The 22588-nt window shown below is 69.4% G+C and carries 26 protein-coding genes and 1 tRNA gene; 11 read left to right on the top strand and 16 right to left on the bottom strand.

Going from position 1 to position 22588, the window contains the following annotated elements:
- Window positions 1-62: 62 nt before the first annotated feature.
- Entirely contained in the window at window positions 63-2102 is a 2040-nt protein-coding gene (locus EPN98_RS07805) for a TonB-dependent receptor (protein ID WP_293362112.1), read from the top strand.
- A 15-nt stretch (window positions 2103-2117) separates the two neighbouring features.
- On the opposite strand, the gene EPN98_RS07800 is transcribed toward EPN98_RS07805, so the two are convergent.
- Genes EPN98_RS07800 through EPN98_RS07790 form a run of 3 tightly spaced genes read right to left on the bottom strand, consistent with a single transcriptional unit; the run spans window position 2118 to window position 4291 of the window.
- The gene (locus EPN98_RS07800) at window positions 2118-2435 is read right to left on the bottom strand and encodes a cupin (protein ID WP_293362111.1); all 318 of its coding nucleotides are present in this window, start codon (window positions 2433-2435) and stop codon (window positions 2118-2120) included.
- 27 nt (window positions 2436-2462) lie between these two features.
- Window positions 2463-3830: an FAD-containing oxidoreductase gene (locus EPN98_RS07795; protein WP_293362110.1), complete on the bottom strand. Its 1368-nt coding sequence runs from the start codon at window positions 3828-3830 to the stop codon at window positions 2463-2465.
- Complete coding sequence (locus EPN98_RS07790; protein WP_293362109.1) at window positions 3827-4291, bottom strand: DUF4126 domain-containing protein; 465 nt, start codon at window positions 4289-4291, stop codon at window positions 3827-3829. The genes EPN98_RS07795 and EPN98_RS07790 overlap by 4 nt, the downstream gene beginning before the upstream one ends.
- A gap of 51 nt (window positions 4292-4342) precedes the next feature.
- Between EPN98_RS07790 and EPN98_RS07785 the strand changes: the two genes are divergently transcribed.
- Both EPN98_RS07785 and EPN98_RS07780 read left to right on the top strand, forming a co-directional pair.
- Entirely contained in the window at window positions 4343-5074 is a 732-nt protein-coding gene (locus EPN98_RS07785; RefSeq protein ID WP_293362108.1) for an SDR family oxidoreductase, read from the top strand.
- 66 nt (window positions 5075-5140) lie between these two features.
- Window positions 5141-6931 carry a VWA domain-containing protein gene (locus tag EPN98_RS07780; protein ID WP_293362107.1) on the top strand — a complete coding sequence of 597 codons (1791 nt, stop codon included), beginning with the start codon at window positions 5141-5143 and terminating at the stop codon, window positions 6929-6931.
- Between the two features lie 19 nt (window positions 6932-6950).
- On the opposite strand, the gene EPN98_RS07775 is transcribed toward EPN98_RS07780, so the two are convergent.
- The 4 genes from EPN98_RS07775 to EPN98_RS07760 all read right to left on the bottom strand — a co-directional run bounded on the left by EPN98_RS07775 (window position 6951) and on the right by EPN98_RS07760 (window position 11078).
- On the bottom strand, window positions 6951-7619 hold the full coding sequence (locus EPN98_RS07775; protein ID WP_293362106.1) for a Fe2+-dependent dioxygenase: 669 nt from the start codon (window positions 7617-7619) through the stop codon (window positions 6951-6953).
- A gap of 54 nt (window positions 7620-7673) precedes the next feature.
- Window positions 7674-9722 (bottom strand): prolyl oligopeptidase family serine peptidase, encoded by a 2049-nt coding sequence (locus EPN98_RS07770; RefSeq protein WP_293362105.1) that lies wholly within the window; start codon window positions 9720-9722, stop codon window positions 7674-7676.
- A gap of 165 nt (window positions 9723-9887) precedes the next feature.
- Window positions 9888-10049 (bottom strand): hypothetical protein, encoded by a 162-nt coding sequence (locus tag EPN98_RS07765; RefSeq protein WP_293362104.1) that lies wholly within the window; start codon window positions 10047-10049, stop codon window positions 9888-9890.
- A gap of 42 nt (window positions 10050-10091) precedes the next feature.
- Window positions 10092-11078, bottom strand: coding sequence for a WYL domain-containing protein (locus tag EPN98_RS07760; RefSeq protein ID WP_293362103.1), 987 nt, complete (start codon window positions 11076-11078; stop codon window positions 10092-10094).
- Window positions 11079-11154: 76 nt separating this feature from the next.
- On the opposite strand from EPN98_RS07760, the gene EPN98_RS07755 reads away from it, so the two are divergent.
- A complete protein-coding gene (locus EPN98_RS07755) occupies window positions 11155-11433 on the top strand; it encodes a hypothetical protein (RefSeq protein WP_293362102.1) in 279 nt (92 codons plus the stop codon).
- A 106-nt stretch (window positions 11434-11539) separates the two neighbouring features.
- Here the strand turns inward: EPN98_RS07755 and EPN98_RS07750 are convergent, their stop codons facing one another.
- Window positions 11540-11899 carry a DUF6285 domain-containing protein gene (locus tag EPN98_RS07750; RefSeq protein ID WP_293362101.1) on the bottom strand — a complete coding sequence of 120 codons (360 nt, stop codon included), beginning with the start codon at window positions 11897-11899 and terminating at the stop codon, window positions 11540-11542.
- Entirely contained in the window at window positions 11896-12891 is a 996-nt protein-coding gene (locus tag EPN98_RS07745; RefSeq protein ID WP_293362100.1) for a phosphotransferase family protein, read from the bottom strand. The genes EPN98_RS07750 and EPN98_RS07745 overlap by 4 nt, the downstream gene beginning before the upstream one ends.
- Before the next feature lie 116 nt (window positions 12892-13007).
- On the opposite strand from EPN98_RS07745, the gene EPN98_RS07740 reads away from it, so the two are divergent.
- Together EPN98_RS07740 and EPN98_RS07735 are read left to right on the top strand one after the other, a co-directional pair.
- The gene (locus tag EPN98_RS07740; RefSeq protein WP_293362099.1) at window positions 13008-14375 is read left to right on the top strand and encodes an acyl-CoA dehydrogenase family protein; all 1368 of its coding nucleotides are present in this window, start codon (window positions 13008-13010) and stop codon (window positions 14373-14375) included.
- Window positions 14335-14718: a gamma-glutamylcyclotransferase family protein gene (locus EPN98_RS07735; protein ID WP_293362098.1), complete on the top strand. Its 384-nt coding sequence runs from the start codon at window positions 14335-14337 to the stop codon at window positions 14716-14718. The genes EPN98_RS07740 and EPN98_RS07735 overlap by 41 nt, the downstream gene beginning before the upstream one ends.
- Window positions 14719-14765: 47 nt before the next feature.
- On the opposite strand, the gene EPN98_RS07730 is transcribed toward EPN98_RS07735, so the two are convergent.
- Window positions 14766-16181: a Mur ligase family protein gene (locus EPN98_RS07730; RefSeq protein ID WP_293362097.1), complete on the bottom strand. Its 1416-nt coding sequence runs from the start codon at window positions 16179-16181 to the stop codon at window positions 14766-14768.
- 346 nt (window positions 16182-16527) lie between these two features.
- Between EPN98_RS07730 and EPN98_RS07725 the strand changes: the two genes are divergently transcribed.
- Window positions 16528-16603, top strand: a tRNA-Asn gene (locus EPN98_RS07725).
- A 33-nt stretch (window positions 16604-16636) separates the two neighbouring features.
- On the opposite strand, the gene EPN98_RS07720 is transcribed toward EPN98_RS07725, so the two are convergent.
- Both EPN98_RS07720 and EPN98_RS07715 read right to left on the bottom strand, forming a co-directional pair.
- The gene (locus EPN98_RS07720) at window positions 16637-17296 is read right to left on the bottom strand and encodes a glutathione S-transferase family protein (protein ID WP_293362096.1); all 660 of its coding nucleotides are present in this window, start codon (window positions 17294-17296) and stop codon (window positions 16637-16639) included.
- Between the two features lie 76 nt (window positions 17297-17372).
- On the bottom strand, window positions 17373-17807 hold the full coding sequence (locus EPN98_RS07715) for a hypothetical protein (protein ID WP_293362095.1): 435 nt from the start codon (window positions 17805-17807) through the stop codon (window positions 17373-17375).
- Between the two features lie 86 nt (window positions 17808-17893).
- On the opposite strand from EPN98_RS07715, the gene EPN98_RS07710 reads away from it, so the two are divergent.
- The 3 genes from EPN98_RS07710 (at window position 17894) to EPN98_RS07700 (ending at window position 19100) form a co-directional block, all read left to right on the top strand.
- The gene (locus EPN98_RS07710; RefSeq protein ID WP_293362094.1) at window positions 17894-18304 is read left to right on the top strand and encodes a hypothetical protein; all 411 of its coding nucleotides are present in this window, start codon (window positions 17894-17896) and stop codon (window positions 18302-18304) included.
- Window positions 18301-18516: a helix-turn-helix transcriptional regulator gene (locus tag EPN98_RS07705; RefSeq protein WP_293362165.1), complete on the top strand. Its 216-nt coding sequence runs from the start codon at window positions 18301-18303 to the stop codon at window positions 18514-18516. Before EPN98_RS07710 ends, EPN98_RS07705 begins: the two co-directional genes overlap by 4 nt.
- Window positions 18517-18632: 116 nt before the next feature.
- On the top strand, window positions 18633-19100 hold the full coding sequence (locus EPN98_RS07700) for a hypothetical protein (RefSeq protein WP_293362093.1): 468 nt from the start codon (window positions 18633-18635) through the stop codon (window positions 19098-19100).
- A gap of 34 nt (window positions 19101-19134) precedes the next feature.
- Here EPN98_RS07700 and EPN98_RS07695 read toward each other — a convergent pair whose 3' ends face one another.
- From EPN98_RS07695 to EPN98_RS07680, 4 genes are all read right to left on the bottom strand, one after another.
- The gene (locus tag EPN98_RS07695) at window positions 19135-19818 is read right to left on the bottom strand and encodes a superoxide dismutase (protein ID WP_293362092.1); all 684 of its coding nucleotides are present in this window, start codon (window positions 19816-19818) and stop codon (window positions 19135-19137) included.
- Between the two features lie 94 nt (window positions 19819-19912).
- Complete coding sequence (locus EPN98_RS07690; RefSeq protein WP_293362091.1) at window positions 19913-20503, bottom strand: hypothetical protein; 591 nt, start codon at window positions 20501-20503, stop codon at window positions 19913-19915.
- Between the two features lie 68 nt (window positions 20504-20571).
- Window positions 20572-20706, bottom strand: a complete 135-nt coding sequence (locus EPN98_RS07685; RefSeq protein WP_293362090.1) for a hypothetical protein — start codon at window positions 20704-20706, stop codon at window positions 20572-20574.
- Between the two features lie 83 nt (window positions 20707-20789).
- Window positions 20790-21230 carry a VOC family protein gene (locus tag EPN98_RS07680; protein WP_293362089.1) on the bottom strand — a complete coding sequence of 147 codons (441 nt, stop codon included), beginning with the start codon at window positions 21228-21230 and terminating at the stop codon, window positions 20790-20792.
- 267 nt (window positions 21231-21497) lie between these two features.
- Here EPN98_RS07680 and EPN98_RS07675 point away from each other — a divergent pair, with 267 nt between their 5' ends.
- Complete coding sequence (locus EPN98_RS07675; RefSeq protein ID WP_293362088.1) at window positions 21498-22568, top strand: efflux RND transporter periplasmic adaptor subunit; 1071 nt, start codon at window positions 21498-21500, stop codon at window positions 22566-22568.
- Window positions 22569-22588 lie beyond the last annotated feature (20 nt).

Below are 22588 nucleotides of genomic sequence, written 5' to 3'. Positions count from 1 at the left end.
GGGGCTAGAGCACAGCCTCGGTCTGGACCCGGTCGCCAACGCCCGGCATAGCCGCGGGCGACATGGCGTTTCCACTCCCCTGCAGTCGCGCGGCAACAGCTCTGGCGGGCGCCGCGATCCTGGTCGTTGCAACGCCGGCGAGGTCACAGACCTCCGAGCCCCCGCCGGCGTCCGCCGGCGTCGTCGCCTACCCCGCCAGCTACTATGAGGAGATGCGCGTCACCTCCGCGCGGGAGATGATCGAGCGAACGCCGGGCTTCGTGCTCGACAAGGGCGACAGCTCGCGTGGAACGGGCGGCGGCGGCAACGTGCTGATCGACGGCGAAAGGCCTGCGTCGAAGTCACAGTCCATCGACTCGGTCCTGTCCCGCATTCCGTTGGGATCGGTGGAACGGATCGAAGTGATCCGCGGCGGGGCCCCCGGCATCGACATGCAGGGCCAGGGCGTGGTGGCCAATGTGGTGCGCAAGGGCGGAACCTCGTCGGATCAGGCCCTCCACCTTTTCAGCAAGACCTATGCGAACGGCTTTGCCGGCGGTTTCGTGCGTGGTGAGCTCAGCTGGCGAGCGCCGGGCTTCAGCGCCGAGGCCCAGGTGAGCGGCCGGCGGGACCTCGGCACGGACTCGGGCGACGGCGCGCTGCGGCGGGTAGGTCCGACGGACGCGGTCATCGAGGCCGGCGACTTCGACGCACGCATCCGCGATCAGTCGGTCACGGCCAACGCCGCAAGCGAGTACAAGCGCGACGGCTCGCTTCTGCGGATGAACGCTTCGGCCGAACGCCAGAGCATCAAGCGGCGCGAGCTCGGCGCGTTGACGACCTCGGCCGGAGCCGCCTTCTCCGAGACCACCCGCATCGGCGAACGCGACCAGGAGTACGAGATCGGCGGCGACTACGAGCGCAAGCTGACCGACGCCCTGACCCTTCGGCTTCTCGCCCTCGCCCGCACGGAACGCACGACCATCCAGGCCAGTTCGGCGGGCCGCACGCGCCGTCAGGCCTCGAGCGAGCGTTCGGTGGCCTATGAGAGCATCTTCCGCGCCTCGCTGCGTCGGGCCTTCGCCTGGGGCGAGCTCGAAGCGGGCGGCGAAGGCGCGCTCAACACCCTGGACGCCCGCTCGGCGCTCTCGGTGGACGGCGCCCCGGTCGCGCTGCCGTCGGCCAACGTCGAGGTGAAGGAGGATCGGGGAGAGCTCTTCACCACCGCCAGCCTGCGTCCGGCGCCGGGGCTCAGCGTGGAAGCGGGACTGCGCTACGAGAGTTCGACCATCCGGCAGACGGGCGGCGCCAGCCAGTCCAAGACCCTCAGCTTCGCAAAGCCGCGCGCCTCGGCCGCCTGGACCGTGGGGGCCACCCAGATCCGGGCCCGCGTGGAACGCGAGGTGGGCCAGCTCAACTTCGAGGACTTCGCCGCCAACTCGGCCTTCGAGGACGACACCGTCAACGCCGGCAACGTCGATCTGGAGCCGGAAACGTCATGGCTCTTCGAGGGGGCCATCGAGCGCCGCTTCTGGGGAACGGGCGCCGCGGTCCTGACGGTCAACCATGCCGAGGTCGACGACGTCGTGGATCTGATACCGATCGCCGGACGCTTCGATGCGCCAGGCAACATCGGCTCGGGCTCCCGCGGCTCGGCCACCCTCAACGTGTCCTTCCCCACGGACCGGCTCGGCCTCTCAGCGGGCGTCGTGCGCCTGACCGGGACCTGGCGGCGCTCCGAGGTCTCGGACCCGGTGACGGGCGAGAACCGCCGCATCTCGGGCGAGCGTCCCTTCGAGGCGCAGTTGGAGATCAGCCGCAGCCTGCCGGCTTGGCGATCCACGGTCGGCTTCGAGGCCGGCTACGGCTTCGAGAGCACCGTCTATCGTATCAACGAGATCCGCCGGATCGAGGAAGACCCGCTCTACAAGTTGTATTGGGACTGGGTCCCGCGGCCCGACGTTCTCATGCGCTTCCAGTTCGAGAACTTCACAGCCCGCAAACGCACCCGCGACCGCACGGTCTTCAGCGGCCCGCGCTCGGCGGGGGTGGTGGCCTTCCGCGAGCAGCGCACGACGCGGCTGCCGGTGATCGTCACCGCGCGCGCGCGCCTTCTGTTCTGACTGGCCGGGCCGCCTTCAGACAGACCCCTTCTTCTCGACCACGAGGATCCGGGCCTCGCCGAGCGGGCGCGCCACGTGCTCATCGCCGACGCCGGCCAGGAACATGTCGCATGGGCCGAGGCGCGTGACGTGCTCCCGCCCGTCCTCGCGCCAGTGCATGTCGACCTGCCCATCGAGCACCAGGAACACCTCGGCTCCATCGTTGACGTGCCACTTGTAAGGCTGATCCGTCCAATGCAGCCGCACGCTGGCGCCCTCGATCTCGGCGAGGTCGCGCGCGCCCCAGGCTCGGTCGGCGGTGAACTGGCGGGCGTCGGTGACGATGCGTGGCATGGCTGCGATGTAGGCGCCATCCGCGCCTCAGGCCAGTTCCCCCAGAACCGTCGGGATGAGTTCCGAGACCGTCGGGTGGACGTGCATGGTGCGCTGCAGGGTGGTGTAGGGCTGCTTGGCCGCCATGGTGTCGAGGATCGTGTGGATCGCCTCGTCGCCTTCGACGCCCAGGATCGCGGCGCCCAGGATCGCGTCGGTGTCGGCGTCGACGACCACCTTCATGAAGCCCTGGGTCTCGCCCTTCTCCACCGCGCGGCCCACCCGGCTCATCGGGCGCTTGCCGATGCGGACGTTGTGGCCGGCGGCGCGGGCGGCAGTCTCCGTCATGCCGCAGCGGCCCAGCGGCGGGTCGATGTAGAGGGCGTAGGCGTCGATGCGGTCCGACACCCGGCGCGGGTCATCGTCCAGCAGGTTGGCGGCCACGATCTCGTAGTCGTTCCATGCGGTGTGGGTGAAGGCCCCCTTGCCGTTGCAGTCGCCCAACGCCCAAACGCCCTCGACGTTCGTGCGCAGCTGGTCGTCCACCTGGATGTAGCCGCGCGCGTCGGCGGCGATGCCCGCCGCCTCCAGGCCCAGGTCGTCGGTGTTGGGCCGCCGGCCCACGGCCAGCAGGACGTGTGAACCGACCACCGACGGCTCGCCCGACGTGCAGTCGACGCCCACCTCCACGCCGTCGGCGTGCGGCTTGAAGCTGATGCAGGCGGCGTTGGTGCGCACGGTGATCCCCTCGCCCTCCAGGATCGCGCGGATGGCGTCCGAGACCTCGGGGTCCTCGCGGGCGACCAGGCGCGGTCCCTTTTCCACCACCGTCACCTCAGCGCCGAGGCGGCGGTGCATCTGGGCGAACTCCAGGCCGATATAGCTCCCGCCCACGACCACCAGGTGGCGCGGGACGGTCTCCAGCTCGAGGATCGAGGTGTTGTTCAGGGTCGCGACGTCATGAACCCCCGGCATATCAGGGACCAGGGCGCGGCCGCCGACGTTGATGAAGATCTGCGGCGCGGTCAGGCGCTGCCCGTCGACCTCGATCTCATGCGGGCCCACGAAGCGGGCCTGGCCGCGGATCAGCTGGCAGCCCTTCATGCCGCCCACCCAGGCCTCCAGGCCGTGGCGAGCGTCCATCGTCACCTTGTGGGCGCGGGCGCGAACCCTGGCCATGTCCACGCCCACCGGCCCGGGCAGCACCACGCCGAAGTCCGCCGCGCGGCGCGCCACGTGCGCGGTCCTGGCGCTGGCCACCAGGGCCTTGGTCGGCATGCAGCCGGTGTTCACGCAGGTCCCGCCGAGGTGCTTGCGCTCGATGATGGCGACCGACTGGCCCGCTGCGCTGAGCCGGCCAGCCAGGGCCGGCCCGGCCTGCCCCGCGCCAATGACGATCGCTTCGAAGGTCCTCACAGCAGGACGAAGACGATGAGGGCCGCGCCGCCCACAGCCGTCAGGTCCTCGATCAGGGCCGCCGGCAGGTCACGGCCGAACATGCCGGCCAGCCGCCCGCGGACCGCAGCACCCCCCAGGGTCCCGCCGACGGCGCCCAGCACGCCCAGCACCGCGCCGATCGCAAGCGCGCCGCCCGATGCGCCGATGGCGGCGCCGGACAATCCGCCCATCAGCAGACGCGCGCCGAACTGGACCGGGACCTTGCGGCTAGGGGTCATGGGCAGCTTGTCCGAGATCAGCTCGAACACGGCCGCGATAGTGGCGATCCAAAGGGGGATCGCCGTGCCCAGCACCGCCAGCGGCGTACCGGTCAGGCGCAGAATTCCCAGCGAGGCCGCCCAGCAGACAGCCGCGGGCGCGGCCACCGCCCGAAGACCCGCGATCACGCCGATGAGCAGGGCTGCGAGGTACAGGGTCATCCGGAAGCTCCTCGGACTTGAACCGCTCGGGCCCGCACCTTAACGCAAGCCATGGCGAACGCTCTCCCTCATGTTCTGGTGACCGGCTCCACGCGCGGCATCGGCGCCGCGATCCTCGACAGTCTGCAAGGACGTGCGCGCGTGGTGGGGCACGGCCGCGCCGACGCGACAGACATCATCGGCGCCGACCTCTCGGACCCCTCCGCCGCGGCCAGCCTCTGGGCGGCGGCGCTGGATCGGCTGGACGGCCGCATCGACGTGCTGATCAACAACGCCGGCGTCTTCGAGCCCGTCGCGATCGACGCCACGCTTGAGGACTGGCAGGCCGGCTGGGGCCGCACGATGCAGATCAACCTGCAGGCCAGCGCTGACCTCTGCCGCGCCGCGATCCTGCACTGGCGCGAACGCGCCAGGACTGGCCGAGGGGGCGGCGGGCGCATCGTCAACATCGCCAGCCGCGCGGCCTATCGCGGCGACAGCCCGGCCCATTGGCACTACGCAGCCTCCAAGGCCGGCATGGTGGGCATGACCAAGTCGATCGCGCGCGGCTATGCGGCCGAGGAAATCCTCGCCTTCGCGGTCTGCCCCGGCTTCACGATGACCGGCATGGCCGAGGACTATCTGGCCAGCCGCGGCGGCGACAAGCTGCTGGCCGACATCCCCCTGGGCCGGGTGGCCGACCCGGCCGAGGTGGCCGGCGCGGCGGCCTGGTTAGCGCTCGAGGCGCCCGCCTCGATGACCGGCGCTGTGCTGGACATCAACGGCGCCAGCTTCGTCAGGTAGCGCTCTAACCCCGATTTCCGGCCGGCTGCGTAGTTGCGGTGAGAGACGCCGAAATCGGAGGTTCCCATGGCCCATCGCCTGCGTGTTTTGTTTCTGACGACCGTGGTCGCCGCCCAGACCGGAGCGCCGGCCGGCGCCAGGTCCGAACTCGCCGTCTCCGACGGGCCCACCCCCGAAGCCTGCGCCGCCCTGGGCTTCCAGGTCCAGCCCACCGCAGACAGCTATGCCGCCCCGCGCCACTTCGGCGGCGTCGCCGCATCCCAGGTCTATCCTGCCCCGCTGGCTCCTCCGCCGCCGGCGGCGCCCATCGCGCGCTCGAAAGCCGAGGTCCAGGAACTGGTCGTCACCGGCGGGCGGATCGGCGGCAAGGCCCGCGCCGAACCCCGACGAGTCGTCGCCCCGGTCTATCAGGCCTATCCCTCACAGCCGATGGACACCGAGCGCTATCCGAACGCGCAGGCGAACCCCATCAAGCGCGTCGCCGACGACCCGGTCTCGACCTTCTCGGTCGACGTGGACACCGCCGCCTATTCGAACGTCCGGCGCTTCCTGCAGGACGGCCAGCGGCCACCCAGCGACGCCGTGCGGGTCGAGGAGCTGGTGAACTACTTCGACTACGGCTACGCGCGCCCCGAGGACCGGGCGACGCCGTTCAGCTCGTATGTGGCGCTGGCCCCCTCGCCCTGGTCGGGCGAGCGCCAGATCCTCCATGTCGGCATCCAGGGCTTCGACGTGCCCCGGGCCGAGGCGCCGCCGCTGAACCTGGTGTTCCTGATCGACACCTCGGGCTCGATGATGGGCCCCGACCGCCTGCCCCTGGCGCAGAAATCGCTGTCGCTGCTGATCGAACAGCTGCGGCCGCAGGACCGCGTCGCGATGGTCGCCTACGCCGGATCGGCCGGCGCGGTGCTGGCCCCCACCGACGGCCGCCAGAAGCTGAAGATGCGCTGTGCGCTGGGCGTCCTGCAGGCGGGCGGCTCCACCGCCGGCGGCCAGGGTCTGGCCCTGGCCTATGCGCTGGCCCGGCAGAACTACGATCCCAAGGCGGTGAACCGCGTGATCCTGGTCACCGACGGCGACTTCAACGTGGGGATCGCCGACCCGTCGAAGCTGAAGGACTTCGTCTCCGACCAGCGCAAGAGCGGCGTCTACCTGTCGGTCTACGGCTATGGCCGCGGCAACTACAACGACACGATGATGCAGGCCCTGGCGCAGAACGGAAACGGGACCGCCGCCTACGTCGACAGCCTGCAGGAGGCCCGCAAGCTGTTCCGGACCGACTTCACCAAGTCGCTGTTTCCCATCGCCGACGACGTGAAGATCCAGATCGAGTTCAATCCCGCCCAGGTCAGCGAGTACCGGATGATCGGCTACGAGACGCGCCTCCTGAACCGCGAGGACTTCAACAACGACCAGGTCGATGCGGGCGAGGTCGGCGCGGGCGCCTCGGTCACAGCGCTGTACGAGATCACGCCGGCCGGCGCGAAGGGCTCGTCGGATCCGCTCCGCTATGGCCGTGCGGCGCCGGCGACGGGCGGCGGCGGCGAACTCGCCTTCCTCAAGATCCGCTACAAGCTGCCGGGCCAGGCGAAATCGCAGCTGATCCAACGCCCGATCACCCAGGCGCAGCTGTCACCCACCCTGCGCGCCGCGCCCGAGCCGACCCAATGGGCCGTGGCGGTGGCGGGCTTCGGCCAGAAGCTGAAGCGCGACCCGCGGGTCTCGGACGCCTTCGGCTGGAACGACATCCTCTCGCTGGCCCAGTCCGGCCGCGGCGCCGACCCCTACGGCGAGCGCGCCGAGTTCGTGCAGCTGGTGCGATTGGCGGGCGGGGCTTGGGCAGCCGGGGAGAACTAGGTGGCGACCGGGGGTGGCGCTATCCCGCGTCGCCCCACTGCCGATGCAGCGAAGTCGCCACGTGAGACAGCCGCGTACGGGCGTCCCAGCTCAGCTTGTCGCCCTCCTCGGCCAGCACCTCGTTCAGCTCGAACAGCAGCTCCCGGCCCGTGCGGTCGACGATGCTGCTCTCGATGAAGGTGATGCCGCACAGCCGCTCGCCGCGGGTGACGGGCCGCACCTGGTGGATCGTGGTCGAGGGATAGACCACCGCGGCGCCCGGCGCGGGCTTGAAGTCGACTTCGCGGGTGCCCAACCGCACCGACAGCTCACCGCCGTCGTACTGGTCGGGATCGGTCAGGAAGATCGTGCACGACAGGTCCGCCCGGATCGGCCGCGCGCTGATCGGCAGGAACGCGGCGTCGGCGTGGGCGCCGTAGTTCATGCCCGGCCGATAGAGCGACAGCGCAGGCGGGGCCATCAGCTTGGGAAACGCGAACGCCACGAACGTCGGATGCCGGCTCAGCGCGCCGCGCAGGATCTTCGAGGCCTGGTCGTGGAACGGGTCGCCCAGGTCGCCCTGCAGATTGTTCTTCACCTGGCTGTCGGGGTTGGTGACGCGGCCGTCGACGAACCGTAGCCGGGCCGCCAGCCCGCGCAGCTCGGCCACTTCGGCGGGCGTCAGCAGGTCTGGGATCTCGCAGAACATTCGGCGACGCTAGCGGCGGCGGGCGCGCGGCTCAATCGCCGCGCGCCCTGTCCGTCAGTCCATCAACTGCTGCATCAGGTAGGTGTACTCCAGCGCCTGGCGCACAGCCCGCTCGTTGAGGTTCGCGGCGGCTGCGTGACCGCCGTCGATGTTCTCATAGTAGAGGTAGTCGTAGCCGTATTCCTTCAGGCGCGCGGCCGCCTTGCGCGCATGGGCCGGGTGCACCCGGTCGTCCTTGGTGGACGTCTCGATGAACACCCGCGGATAGGGCTTGCCCCGGGCCAGGTTCAGATAGGGCGAATAGCTCATCAGCATGGCGCGCTCTTCCGGCACCTTCGGGTCGCCGTACTCGCCGATCCAGGACGAGCCCGCGCCGATGTGGTCGTAGCCGATCATGTCGAACAGCGGCACCTGGATGACCACCGCGTTGTACAGCTCGGGCCGCTTGGTCAGGGCCACGCCCATCAGCAGGCCGCCGTTCGAGCCGCCCATGATCCCCAGCTTCTTCGGGTTGGTGATCTTGCGCGCGATCAGGTCTTCCGAGACCGCGAAGAAGTCGTCGTAGACGGCCATCCGTTTCAGCTTCAGGCCGGCGTTGTGCCAGCGCGGACCAAACTCGCCGCCGCCGCGGATGTTGGCGACGACATAGACGCCGCCCTTCTCCAGCCACAGCTTGCCGACGGTCGCCGCATAGGCCGGCGTCTGGCTCACCAGGAAGCCGCCGTAGGCGTAGAGCAGCGTCGGATTGGTCCCGTCGAACTTCACGTCCTTACCGCGGACCACGAAGTACGGGACCTTGGTGCCGTCCTTCGACGTGGCCCAGTGCTGCTCGGTCACGGACTTGGAGGCGTCGAACCGCGCCGGCAGCGTGCGCAGCTGCGCAGGCTTGCCGCCGCTGGCGTCCGCCAGCCACTGGCTGCTGGGCGTCAGGTAGCTCGAGACGCTGAGGATGAGCCGGTCGTCGGCGTCGGCCGCGGAGACGATGTTGATGGTTGAGTCCTTGGGCAGGTCCAAGGTCTCCGACGTCCAGGCCCCGCCGTTGCGGCGATAGCTCAGGACCTGGCCCTTCACGTTGTCCAGCAGCGCAATGACCAACCGGCCCCTGGTGGTCGCCACCTGCTCGACGCTCTGGCTCAGCGTCGGACGCAGCACCAGGCTGGGCTTCAGGTCGCCGGGCTTGGATTTGAGCGCTGCCAGGTCGAAATCGACAAGGTCGCCCTCCTTCATGCCCTTCGCGGTCCAGTCTTCCTCCAGGCTCACGATCACGCGGCCGTCGAGGTAGCCCTGCACCGAAGACTTCTTCGGCAGGTCGAGCCTGAGGGGCCGATCGCCCACCAGCAGGTAGTACTCGGCGTTGAAGGTATCCAACGGCCGCTGGATCATCACGGCCTGCACCTTGCCGTCGGCGTCGCGCAGCACGATCGACTGCACCCCGTAACCGCCATCGGTCTTCTGGCCCGCGAAGACCTGCCTGGCCTGCGACAGCGGCTGGCCCCGCTTCAACAGCTTGGCGATGAAGGGATAGCCCGAAGTGGTGACGTCGCCCTTGTTCCACTCGGTGACCAGCAGGAGCGTGTCCTTGTCGATCCAGTCGAACCGATGCTTGTTCTCGGGCAGCCGGAAGCCGCCCTCGACGAACTGGCCCGTGGTGGTGTCGAACTCGCGGACCTCGACGGCGTCCTTGCCGCCATTTGACAGGCTGACCAGGCAGAGCCGGTCCTCGGGCTGCAGGCAGTCGGCGCCCTTCCAGACCCAGTTGGCGTTCTCGGCCTTGGCCAGCGCGTCCATGTCGAGGACGGTCTTCCAGTCGGGACTGCCCGACCGGTAGCTCTCCACGCTGGTCTTGCGCCAGACCCCGCGCACATGTTCGGCGTCCTGCCAGTAGTCCTGCAGCGAGCCGTCGCCCGAGAAGGTAACGCCCGGAATGCGGTCCTTGGCGGTGGCGATCTTCAGGGCGTCGGCATAGAGGCCGGCATAGCGCGGATCATTCTGCAGCTGCGGCAGCGAGCGAGCGTTCTCGGCCTTGGCCCAGTCGAGCGCCCGGGCGCCTTCGATCTCCTCCATCCAGGTGTAGGGATCGTCGTCCGGCGCGGCGGCGCCCATCAACAGGACTCCAGCGACCGCGGTCGCAAGGGCGGGAAGGCGCATAGGCGGGAAACTCTCGATGACATTCTGGCCGGGACGCTAGAGCATTTTCCGCCGAAGTGGAGGCCGCTTCGGCAAAGAAAATGCCCCGCCAGGACAGGTCTGAGCAAGACGTCCCCTGCTTCACCATCCCTTGGCGGAGCGACGTTCCGCGAGCACCTCCATCGCCAGGTTCGGGCGCACGATCAGCAGGCCGACCCACAGGATGCGAGCGACCAGGCGCTTCAGCCGGCGCGAGGGGCGATAGTTGGCTTCGTAAAGGGCGGCGTAGTCGAGCGTGGTCATGGCGTGTCTCCGTTGGTGGGGAGACCTTGGCCGGGGGGTACGTCAGAATCGGACGTGGGTTCGCGTGGCGATCTCCAGTTCCGACGCCATCATGTCCTTCAGCGCCTGCGGCTCGATCACCTGGGCCTTGTCCTGCCAGGTGAACAGGTGCCAGGCGAGTTCGCGCATGCCGCTTGAGCGGAAGCGCACGATCACACCGCCGTCGGCCTGCTCTTCCAGCTTCTGCCGCGCATGGAAGCGCCACCGCCGCGCATCATCCGCCCCATGCGGCAGGATGCGCAGCACCACGTCGTGCGTGTCGTCCTGGTAGATGCCGAAGCTCTCGTCGGCATAGGCCTGAAGCGAGAACGACTCGGGCTTGCCGCCCGCGCGGCCGGTGATCTCCACGTCCTGGATGCGGTCGAGGCGCCAGTTCCGCGGGCCTGTGCCGGCGCCCCACTCCTCGGCCACCAGATAGTTCGAGCGGCCGAACAGGATCCCGTAGGGCGTGACCTCGCGCGTCCGGCCCGGCTGTGAGCCGCCCTCGTAGCGGAAGCGGATCGTGGACAGCGACTTCAGCGCCTCGCGCACGGCCGCCAGCACGCGATCGTCCTCGAACGGACGCGGACCGGCCTGCACCGCCACCGCCTCGGCCTGCAGCAGGGCTTCCAGGTCGGGCGCCAGCCTGCGCCGCGCCGCCGCCCGCGTGGCCGATAACACCTTCTGCTCCAGCGAGCGCAACGCCGCCGCCCGCGCGCCCGAGCCCTGGCGGTCCATCATCTCGGCTGCGGCCGACAGCGCCGTCATTTCCTCGGCCGTCGGAACCTGGAACAGGCCGTCCAGGCCGCCGGGGATGCGGAAGCGCTTGGTGATCCCCTCCTCGACCTCCTCCATCGCGGGGAAGAGATCGCGCACCGCGTCGCGCATGCGTTCGGCCGTGCGCCGCCCGACGGCCATCCGCTCGGTGATCTCGTCCAGCGTCACGCCCTCAGCGCTGGCCGCCATCAGCCGGGCCAGCTCGAGAAGCCGCGCGCCTTTTTCGTGTCGCATGGAAAACCTACGTCCGATTTTGTCGTATGCGGCAGACAAAACCAGAACCATCGAAACCCCGCAAGGAGTTAATCAGATGGCTTCCTACCGTCGCTTCAAGCCCCGCATCGTCCGCCCGATCGAGGATCCGCGCCCGGCCCCGCTGTCCAGCGCCGTCGTCGACGCCGTGCTCCGCTTCCACGACGTCACGGTAGACCAGGGCGGCGAATGCACCCTGCTGCGCCTGTCGGACCGCCGCCGCCACGAGCCGGAAGTCGAGGCCGCCCTCGGCGCCCAGGCCGACCGCGCCGGACGCGTGGCGATCCTCTGGAACGAACGCGAGAGCGAGATCATCCGCGTGCTGGAGGCGGCGTGATGTCCGCGCCGTTTCCGACCCACCTCTACCGCGAGGCCATCCGCGCGTTGCGAACGAACGCCCCCACGACCGCGCCCCCGCCGCCGCGCCCCGCTCGTCGACCCGCCTAGAGACTGCCTTCCGGCTTGTAGCTCGGCTGGTCGATGGCGAGCTGGTTCTTAGCCATCACCTGCAGAGCCAGCATCAGCCCCGGGCTCTCGGTCGTCAGCTCGCCCGAGCGGATGCGCGCGCAGAGCTCGGTGTTGAGCTCGTCGTAGGTCCCGCCATGGCCCAGCACGTCGCTCATCCGCGCCACGGCCTCGGCGTCGGCCGCGGGGCCCAGGGTCAGCTCGCGGGCGATGGTGGCCATGGCGTTGGCGGCGACGCGGGCCAGGAACGCGTTGCGCGGGTCCAGCGTGGGGCGGATCTCGTCGATCCACAGGCGGACAGACTCGGCCAGCTCTTCGGTTCTCGGGTGCGAGATCACAGGCCTTCCTCCAGCAAGACGACCAGGTCCGCCTCGGTTTCCGAAACGCGGCGGCCGATCATCGGGCGCTCGACCGACTTGGTCACGCCGTCGCGCCACGACAGGTACATGGTCAGGCACATCACGCCCCAGCGCAGCGACCCCAGCATCTGCCAGAACCGCACCCGCGGCAGGTCGATGTCCAACCCACCGGCCGAGGCGTAGCCTGCCAAGAGGTCGGCGTACTCGCCGAACCCGCCAACCGGCCGGTCGGGCCGCCCGAAGCGCCACGAGTTGGTGCAGATCCAGCCCATGTCCTCGGCCGGGTCGCCCAGGTGCGCCAGCTCCCAGTCCAGGATCGCGGCCACGCCCTTCTCCGGGTCGAACATGATGTTCCCGTTCCGGAAGTCGCCGTGCAGCAGCACCGGCTCGACCGGGTCGGGCACGTGACGGCGCAGGTATTGGAACGCCAGCTCCAGAATCGGCCGCTGGGCGCCCGTGGCGCGATAGACCTCCTCGTAGCGGTCGAGCTCCTCGCTGCCGTTGACGGCCTTCAGCTTCAGCCCGGGCGGCGGCGTGGTCTTGTGGATGGCGACCAGCGACTCGCCGCACTGGCGCGCCAGCGCCGGGCGCACGCCGTCGAACCGCGCGTCCGAGGTGATCTTGCGCCCCAGCGTCTCGCCGTCGACGCGGACCATGACGTAGGCCTCGCCCAGCCCGTCCTCGGCGTCGCAGAGGTGTCGCACGGTCGGCACGCGGGCGCCGTTGGCCCCGGTCGCGCGGATCAGCGCCGCTTCGGTGGCCAGGCTGACCGACCGCGCGGTCTCCTCGTCGAACGCCGTCGCGCGGCGGCGCAGGATCAGGCGCTCGGGCCCGTCCCGCCCCTCGAACCCGAAGGCCCAGGTCTCCATGCTGGCCCCGCCCGAGAGGCGCTGCGCCTCGGTCAGCGTGGCGCCCTCGCCTCCCAGTCTCGCGGCGAGCTTCTGGAGGCCCGCTCGAACATCAACTTCCATGACCCGGCGGAACCTCTCGGCTGGTCTAGACTGGGTCCGATCTGGCGGGCTTGGGGCGGCGTTGTAAACCGGTCCCCTACGTCAAGTCCGCCCAAGAGATTGCTGGGAGAACGGCCATGGATTTCGACATTCCGCAGGACATCCAGGACTACCTGGACGAGCTGGACCGGTTCATCGACGACGTGATCATGCCGCTGCAGCACGCCGACGATAACGACCGCTTCTTCGACCATCGCCGCGAACACGCCCGCACCGACTGGGACAACAACGGCCTGCCGCGCCGCGAGTGGGAGGAGCTGCTGGCCAAGGCCCGCAAGCTGGCCGACGAGGCCGGGCACCTGCGCTTCGCCTGGCCCAAGGAGATGGGCGGCAAGGGCGGCAGCCAGTTGGCCATGGCCATCATCCGCGAGCACCTGGCGGCCAAGGGCCTGGGTCTCTTCAACGATCTGCAGACCGAGCACTCGATCGTCGGCAACAACCCCTTCGTGCTGATGTTCAAGGAGTTCGCCACCAACGCCCAGTACGAGCGCGACGCCGACAAGCTGCTGAACGGCGGCATGCGCACGGGCTTCGGCCTGACCGAGCCCAACCACGGTTCGGACGCCACCTGGATGGAGACCCGCGCCGTTCCGCACGAAAAGGACGGCCAGCCGGGCTGGCTCATCAACGGTGAAAAGATGTGGACGACGGGCATGCACGTCGCCACGCATGTCATGGTTTTTGCTCGGACTTCCGGCAAGGACGGGGACGCTACGGGCATCACCTGCTTCATCGTCCCGGCCGACACGCCCGGGGTGAAGGTCGAAGAGTACATGTGGACCTTCAACATGCCGACCGACCACCCGCGGGTGAGCTTCACCAACGTGTGGATCCCCGAGGACAGCTACTGGGGCCAGATCGATCGCGGCCTTGGCATCGGCCAGTCGTTCGTGCACCAGAACCGCATCCGCCAGGCGGCTTCCAGCCTGGGCGCGGCGCAGTTCTGCATCAACGAGAGCGTCATGTACGCCCGTACCCGCAAGCCGTTCGGCAAGCCCCTGGCCGAGAACCAGGCGATCCAGTGGCCGCTGATCGAGCTGCAGACCCAGTGCGAGATGCTGCGCCTGCTGATCCGCAAGACGGCCTGGCAGATGGACCGGATGGAGCACAAGGAGATCGAGAAGACGATCTCGGACAAGGTCTCGATGTGCAACTACTGGGCCAACCGGCTGGTCTGCGAGGCCGCCGACCGGGCCATGCAGGTGCACGGCGGCATCGGCTATTCACGCCACAAGCCCTTCGAGCACATCTTCCGCCACCACCGCCGCTACCGGATCACCGAGGGCTCGGAAGAGATCCAGATGCGCAAGGTGGGCGCCTACCTGTTCGGCTACCTCGGTCCGAAGCGCGCCGACCCGGTGTTCAAGGCGATGAACGAGGCCGAGAAGGCGTCCAAGAACGAGTATGTCCAACCCGTCCCCGCCCACCACAACGCCTCGCGCTGACGCCGCCTTCCGGCGCCTGGCGGTCTACGGATCGCTGGCGCCGGGACAGAAGAACCACGGGCAGCTTGCTGATCTTGCGGGAGAATGGCAGCCGGGCGCTGTGCGCGGCCGGCTGCTCGAGAGCGGCTGGGGCGCCGCCCAGGGCTATCCCGGCCTGCACCCTGACCCGTTTGGGCCCGAGGTGCGGGTGCAGCTATTCACGTCGGACGACCTGCCCGCGCACTGGTCGCGCCTCGACGCCTTCGAGGGCGAGGAGTACGCGCGGGTCGAGATCGAGGTAGACCTCGGCACATACAGCGTGACCGCACAGATCTACGCGCTGAGGCCTGAGCCAGCGCGCTAACCCTCAATAGATTGATCATCCCGCGACTTGTTCGCGGGATCCATGGCTCAAGCCGCCGCTTCCCGCCGCCCGTGCAGCGCGTCGAACACCGGCGGCAGGCTGTCGGGCAGGCCCAGCAAGGGACCCGACGATAAGAGCAGCACCACCTCGTCGCCCGCCAGGCGGCTTAGCGCGGCGGTGGCGGCTTCGGCGGTCTCGACGCCTTCGACGGGCGTGCCGGTCGCTGCTACGCGGGCCAGGATCTCGTCGAAGCCCGACTGCTGGTGGCTCTGTTCGCCGTGGTGCGGCGGCGGGATGATCAGCACGCGGGCCACGCCTTCGAACACGGTGTCGTACCAGGGCAGCGCGTCGCGGTTGCGCCAGGAGAAGGTGTGCGGCTCGAACACCACCGTCAGCGGCCGGAGCGGGTAGTGCAGCAGCATGGCCTCGATGGCCGAGCGGGCCTTCTCGTACGAGCTGCCGAAACCCTCGATCACCGGCACGGCCGAGACCTTGGTCAGGCGGTCCAGGCGCCGCCGGATGCCGGCGAAGCTCTCGACCGCGCGGGCCAGCCCCGCCTCGTCCGCCAGGCCGCGCTCGAGCAGATAGGCGCCCACGCCCACGATGTTCTCGACGTTGTGCTCGCCCAGCAGCGTGGTCGCGATCGCCACACGCCGCCCGCCCGGGCCGACCAGGGTGAAGCGGGTGGTGTCGCCGTAGACGATCCCGTCCGGATACCAGCCGTCGCAGACCTGGGTGTCGTACCAGACAATGCGCGAAGCGGCCTCGCCGGCGATCGCGCGGATGGCCGGATGCTCGCGGGCCACCAGCAGGCCCTCGGCCGGCAAGAGGCGCAGCAGTTCGCCGAACGGCTTCACATACGCCTCGAACGTCGGGAAGACGTTGACGTGGTCATGGATCAGCGACGTCAGCAGCACGTCGCGCGGATGGTACAGCACGAACTTCGAGCGCCGGTCGTTCGGCCCCACGATGTACTCGTCGCCCTCCAGCACCACCTCGGGCGCGGAACCCCAGTGGCCGGTGTCGGGCAGCGAGGGCGAGATGGCGCCGATCATCCAGCCCGCATCGACGCCGTTGGCGCGCAGGATGTGGGACATCAGCGCCGTGCAGGTCGACTTGCCGAACGAGCCCGCCACCACCGTGTTGCGGCGAAGGGCGGTCGCCTCCCCCACCAGTTCCGGGAAGGTGGTCACCCGCACGCCGCGGGCGCGGGCGGCCTGGACCTCGACGTTCTGATCGCCGCCCAGCTTGGCGCTGGCGCCCAGCACCAGCAGGTCGAGGTCGCTCGACAGATTTGCGGCGTCGAATCGCCAGGTGACCGGAAAGCCGAGGCCCTCGACGTAGGTGGACATTGGCGGGAACGCGCCTTCGTCCGAGCCGGTGATCACGTGCCCGGCCTCGCGCATCATCAGCGCCGCCGCGGCCATGCCCGCGCCCGCGATGCCGGTGAAATGGATGCGCATCGTCCCTCTTCTCAAAGACTTGCGTCCCGGTTTCGACCGATTGGCCGTCGCCGTAAAGACCCGCGCGGCAAAGGGCTCCGGCCCCGCCCCGCGAAGCTTCACCGTTTCCTTTCGGAGAAGTTTCCCGCGGAGCTTCGCGGTTAACCCTGACTTAACCACCACAGCCGAGTCTGAAGGCGTCTTCTTTGAAGACACCCCACCATCACCGACTTTGATTAGCCCGGCGCACGCGCCGGGCTCTTTTTTTCGGCCCCTGTCCGAGAGGCGCGAGGCCGTTCCTGCGACACGTTTTCTACGACGCTTGCACGACCCTGCGACCCGGCGTATACGCCCGCCCTCGGTGTGATCCCCGATAGCTCAGTTGGTAGAGCAGCCGGCTGTTAACCGGCTTGTCGCAGGTTCGAGTCCTGCTCGGGGAGCCACCGCGATTTCCCTCGCATCACAGCCTTCGCCCCTCAATCGGGGGAGCCGCGCCCCTTGAGCGGGAAGTTCTCGCGCCAGGGCCGCGCCTCCTCGACGACGCGGGCGATCGAGGGGCGGGCGAGCAGCCGGGCGCGATAGGCCCGCAGCGCGACGTGCGATTCGGGAATCGGGAACGCCCAATGGGCATAGAACAGCGCCGGCGCCGCGGCGCAGTCGGCGATGCCGAAGGACTCGTTCGCCGCCCAGGTGCGCCCGGTCATCCAGCGCTCCAGCCAGGCATAGCTCCGGTCCAGGCCCGCCTTCACCTCGTCCTCGATGTAGGGGTCACGCCTGGCCTCCTCGCGCAGGACCGACGAGACGGCCCGCTGCAGCAGGATCATCACATAGTCGTCGAACACCCCGTCCATCTGCCGCGCCTCGATGGCGGTGCGGGGATCGGCAGGGACCATCGGCGGCGCCGCGCCGTGGTGGAGATCCAGGTACTCGATGATCGCCGCCGATTCGACGACCGTGCGGTCGCCGTCCACCAGCACCGGGAACTGCCCGGTCGGCGAGGCCTGCGCCACGAAGGCGCCGTTCTCCGGATGATCGGGGTCGAGCATCCGGAATTCGAACGGGACGTCACGTTCGTAGAGCGCGATGAGCGCCTTCCAGGTGAAGGCCGCGAAGGGGTGTCCGTAGAGTTGAAGCATCGACCGGCCGTCCTGATAACTGCTTGCGTTATGCAACCAGTATCGGGCGGCGCGCCGAGCCGCAAGCCGGGCGCGTTCACCGCGGCCCGATCAGCGCCTCGGTAAACGTCTCGAAGCTATCGAGGACGTGAGGGTCCTCCTCGACGATCTTCACCACCTGTCGCGGGATCAACTTGAGGTGATCCTGCATGGCTTCGGGGCTGGGGCCGCGCTCGGCGCCGAAGGCCCGGAAGTAGGCGTACGACTTCTGCTCATAAGCGGCGATGTCGACGCCCTTCGTCCCCTTGCCGAGGGTCTCGACGGACAGGGCGTAGAAGCCCCGTATATGGCGGTTGTCGACGAACCCGCGCGGGTCGCCCTGGAGGTCGACGGCCTGCCCTCCGGCCGCGGCGGCGGGCGCCCCGTGGCCCGACTGCCCGTGGCCCGACTGGCCGTGATGCGGCTGTGCGCAGGCGGCGGTGGACAGCACGGCGAACGCGGAGGCGATCAGGATGGAGGTCGGGGGGCGCATGGACGTTCCTTTCGATGGCGAATGCCTTTAACCTCACGTTAGATTTACCAGACATGATGTCAAAGATTTTTGACACGGAGCGTGACATGTCTTTCCGCGAGAAGTCGGCCTGGATCACCCTGGCGACGGTCCTGATCTGCTTCGGGGTCTATTTCGGATCGATCGCGGGCGGCGTGGTCAGCCCGCGGGGCTTCGACACGCTCCATCTCTTGCTGCTGTGCGTGGGCGGGCTGGTGGCGCTGCAGTGCGTCCTGCATTTCGCAGCGGGGCTCACCGGCGACCCGCGGATGCCGCGCGACGAACGCGAGAAGCTGATCCAGCACCGCTCGCACACCGCGGGCTACTACACGCTGATGATCTGCGTGCTGGCGCTGGGCGTGCCGGGACACCTGGGCCATGGCGCCGTCGACCTGATGAACTTCGCGCTGCTGGGACTGGTGGTGGCCGCGCTGGCGGTGTCGGTGGCCCAGATCGTGATGTTCCGGCGGGGCGGCTGAGCGTGGCGCCCCCGATCGCAAACCAGATCCGCCGCCTGCGCTTCGAACACGGCGAGATGACCCAGGCCGACCTCGCCCAGCGCATCGGCATGACCCGCCAGACCATCGCCGCCATCGAGGCCGGCAAGTACTCCCCATCCCTGGAAGCCGCCTTCCGCATCGCGCAGGTCTTCGGCTGCGGGCTCGAGGAGGTGTTCCAGTGGCAGGGCTGAACCCCGAGCTTGCGCGGGGCCGCGACAGGCCCTAGCCCTGACGACGTCGGGATGAAGCGGTGTCCCGGTCAGGCGTCCGCGCCCAACCACCGCGTGGCTCCGCATGGAGTGCGCGCATGCGCCTGAATCGCCGCCGTCTGTTGACCCTGCCCATGGCCCTCGCCGCCACGCCCGTCGCAGCGGCGTGTCGGCCCCCGACCGTGCTCTTCGTCTGCCCGGCCGGCACGGTGAAGAGCGCCATCGCGCGCGAGACCCTGAAGCGGCGGGCCGCCGCCAGGGGCCTGCCGCTCGACGTCCGCTCGCGCGGGATCTCGCCGGAGGATCACGTCTCGCCCGAGCTGGCCCGGCGCCTGCGCGCCGACGGCGTCGATCCGGCGGCCCAGCCGGCGCTGCCCGTCACCGCCGCCGACGTCGCGGACGCCGATGTTGTCGTGGCCTTCGACGCCGCCGCCGAGGCGCCGGTGATGAAGGGCGCCCGGTCCTGGGTCACGCCGTCGTGGAACTCCGACTACGACAAGGCCAAGGCCGATCTCGACCGTCGGCTGGACGGCCTGCTGGCCGAGCTGGCGCAGGGCTGCCGCTAGCGCGCGTTGGGCGAACGTGGACTGGCCGCCGCGCTCAGGCGGCTGCCCGCGCGAACACAGCGTTGGCGGCCTTCCACGAGACGGCCTTCATGAACGCATCGACATAGGCGCCCGCCTTGGCGCCGTAGTCCATGTGGTAGGCGTGCTCATACATGTCGAGCGCCAGCAGGGGCGCGCCGTCGGCGAGCGTCATGGTGTGATCGGCGGCCCAGGTGTTCACCAGCCGGCCGTCACGGCGGCTCCAGGTCAGCAACACCCAGCCCGAGCCGCCGCCCAACGCCTTGCCCATGGCCGCGAACTCGGCCGACCAGCGGTCATGGCTGCCAAAGTCGCGCTCGACCGCCTGGGCCAGTCCGGCGCTGGGACGCTCGGCCGGCCCGAAGCCCGCGAAATAGGCCTCGTGCAGGATCATGGAGTTCCAGGCGATCAGCTCCTCGCGTTTGAGGCCGTTCAGCCGGTAGCCGGGCGTCGACGCCACATCGAGCCCGCTCAACTCCGCCGAGATCGCGCCCAGGCGGTTCACCGCGCCGGTGTAGTTGTTGTCGTAGTGGCTGCGCAGCAGCTTCTCCGACAGGCCCGGCACCGCGGCCGGATCGAAGCCCAGCGGTCGGGGCTGAGGCCTGGGGGCCGCAGCCTTTGCTGCGCCCGACCCCAGAACCGCGGCCGTGAGGACGCCGACCCCCAGCAGGGCGCGGCGGTCAGCGTGGATGTCGGGCATGCGGGCCTCCTTGCGACAGGAGCCGATAGTGTTCCTCTTCCCCGGGTTTCACCAGCCGGAGGCCATGATCCGCCGGATGCAGGCGGTCGCCCAGCTAGCCGGGCAGATCCACGGCCAGCTCGCGGGCAAGGTGGTCTCGAACGGCGGTCTCCAACTCCTGAGGCCACGACGCGCCCGCCTGTGACGCCAGCCGCCGGGCGCGCGGCAGGAACGCCTTGGCCAGGGCCAGGCTGCCCGAGATCCCGCCCTCGCGGGTGGCCGGCGGCGCGGCGACTTGGGCGAGCAGCGCGAGGTCCTCCGGCGGCAGCAGGCGTGTGAGCGCCAGCGCCCCCGGCGGCGACACGGGCCGCTGCTCCAGGATCATCAGCGCCTGGAGTTGCTGACGCAAAAGGCCCACCCCCGCGGCCACCGCCGCCCAGTCCTCGCGCCCGACGCCGACCGGCAGCAGGCCCAGGATGCGAAGGAATTCTTCAGCGACGTCGTGAACCGCCTGCGCCGACAGCGGCGGTCGCTCCCGCGACGGCGCCAGGCGCGCATGGATCCACGTCTTGTCCACCAGCGAGCGCACGCGGTCCGCGCTCTCGGCCACGTGCTGCGCCGTGGTCACGGTGATGTCGTAGCGCAGGTAGTCCGCCGTCACCGCGTGGAAGAGCGGAAGTCCCGGATAGATCTGTCGCCACAGCACAGGCGGCGCGATGCTCGCGGCCCAAGGGCGGACGCCCTCGACGAACGCCGCGTGCGCGGCCGGAGAGGTTACGATAATGAGGTCGACATCGCTGTAGGCGTCGCCCTCCCGCGCCCGAGACTTCCGCCCAGCAGCAGGGCCTCGACGCCCTCATGGGCGTCGGCGGCGGCCGTGAACCCGGCGATGAGATCGTCGCGCTTCATGCCCAGACTGTCGTCCCGGCCCGTAGCCGACAGCAAACGACGATTCGGCCCCGCGCTCGTGAGACAAGCTCACAAGCAGAGCGCTACCAGCTCCCCACATTCGGCATCGAGGCCCAGGGTTCCGCCAGGGGCAACGCCGGGCCGGCCTGGAGCAACTCGACCGAGATGTTGTCGGGCGAGCGGATGAAGGCCATGCGGCCGTCGCGGGGCGGCCGGTTGATGATCACGCCGCCGTCCTTCAGGCGCTGGCAGACCGCGTAGATGTCGTCGACGGCATAGGCCAGGTGACCGAAATTTCGGCCGCCGGAATAGGCCTCGGGATCCCAGTTGTAGGTAAGTTCCACCGTGGGGGCCCTGTTCTCGCGGGCCGCGGCCTCGTCGCCCGGCGCGCAAAGGAAGACCAGGGTGAAACGGCCGGCCTCGTTCTCCACGCGGGAGACTTCCTTAAGCCCCAGCTTGTCACAGTAGAACGCGAGGGAAGCGTCGAGATCGGTCACGCGGACCATGGTGTGCAGATATCGCAAGGCTGTCGGGTCCGTGTTCGGGTCCACTGGCGGACGGTTCGTTTGCCGCGTAAGACGGCGGCGAGGATGGGGTCGCGCGCAACGCGTTCCCGCGTCACAGTGCAATCCAGGCTCGCAATGGCGTATTAGACCCGGGTCGTTGTGTGACCGCAATTTCATTTGCGCTGGCATAACGGCGGCATCAAAAGCAGGACAGGCCGCGATCAGACGGCGCCTGCGTGTGGTGGGGTCCACGGCGCACTCTGCTGAGACTGGGGATACGGCTTTATGCGTTTGAAGTCACAATACGTTGTGATCCTCGCCATTGCGGGCGTGCTGATCCTGTTCTTCGGGATCAATACGCTGTTCGGTCGCAACAAGACGGCGAACGCCAAGCCCACGCCTGCCGCGGCCGCGGCCGGCCCGCCCAGCGTCCAGGTCAAGCTGACCCCGCCCACCTTGCGTGAAGTCCAGGTGCTGATGCGCGGCCGCACCGAGGCGGCGCGCAGCGTCGTGGTGCGCTCGGAGACCGCCGGCGTGGTCGCCGCCGTGCCGGCCGCCGAGGGCAGCTTCGTGCGGCAGGGCCAGGTGCTGTGCCGCCTGGCCGTCGACGCCCGCCAGGCCAGCCTGGACCAGGCGCGCGCCGTGCTGAAGTCGCGGCAGCTCCAGCGCAAAGCCGCGGCCGACCTCGCCGCCAAGGGCTATCGCTCCGAGACCCAGGTGCTGGAGGCCCAGGCCAACCTCGACGCCGCCACCGCCCAGGTGCGCGCCGCCGAGATCGCGCTGCGCCAGGTCGAGATCCGCGCGCCGTTCTCGGGCGTCTTCGACCGGCGCGACGCCGAGGTCGGGACCTATCTCTCGCCGGGCCAGCCCTGCGGCACCCTGATCGAGTTGAACCCGCTGCTGGTGGTGGGCGACGTGCCCGAGACCCAGGCGGCGAACCTGCGGGTCGGCGCGCCCGCGACCGCCAAGCTGGTTTCCGGCCAGACGCTGAGCGGCAAGGTGCGCTATGTTTCGCGCGACGCCGATCCCCAGACGCGGACCTACCACGTCGAGGTGGCTGTCCCGAACGCGCAGATGAACGTTCGTTCGGGCCTGTCGGCCGAGTTGCGCGTCGCGTCGGGCACAGGGTCGTCGCATCTGGTGCCGGTTTCGACGCTGGTTCTGGACGCGGCGGGCCGCCAGGGCGTGCGTCATGTGCTGCCCGACGGCCGAGTGGCGTTCGCCCCCGTGACGGTCCAGGAAGAGACCGCACAGGGCATGTGGGTGAGCGGCCTTTCCGGCGCGGTCAACGTGATCACGGTGGGCCAGTCGTTCGTGGCCGACGGCCAGAAGGTTCGGATCGTCCAGACGCGCTAGCGTCGGGAGGGTCCTGGAGG

The sequence above is a fragment of the Phenylobacterium sp. genome, assembly GCF_004299445.1.
GTDB lineage: Bacteria > Pseudomonadota > Alphaproteobacteria > Caulobacterales > Caulobacteraceae > Phenylobacterium.
The sequence above is the reverse complement of the archived record's forward strand: the minus strand, read 5'-3'. Positions and strand labels throughout refer to the sequence as shown.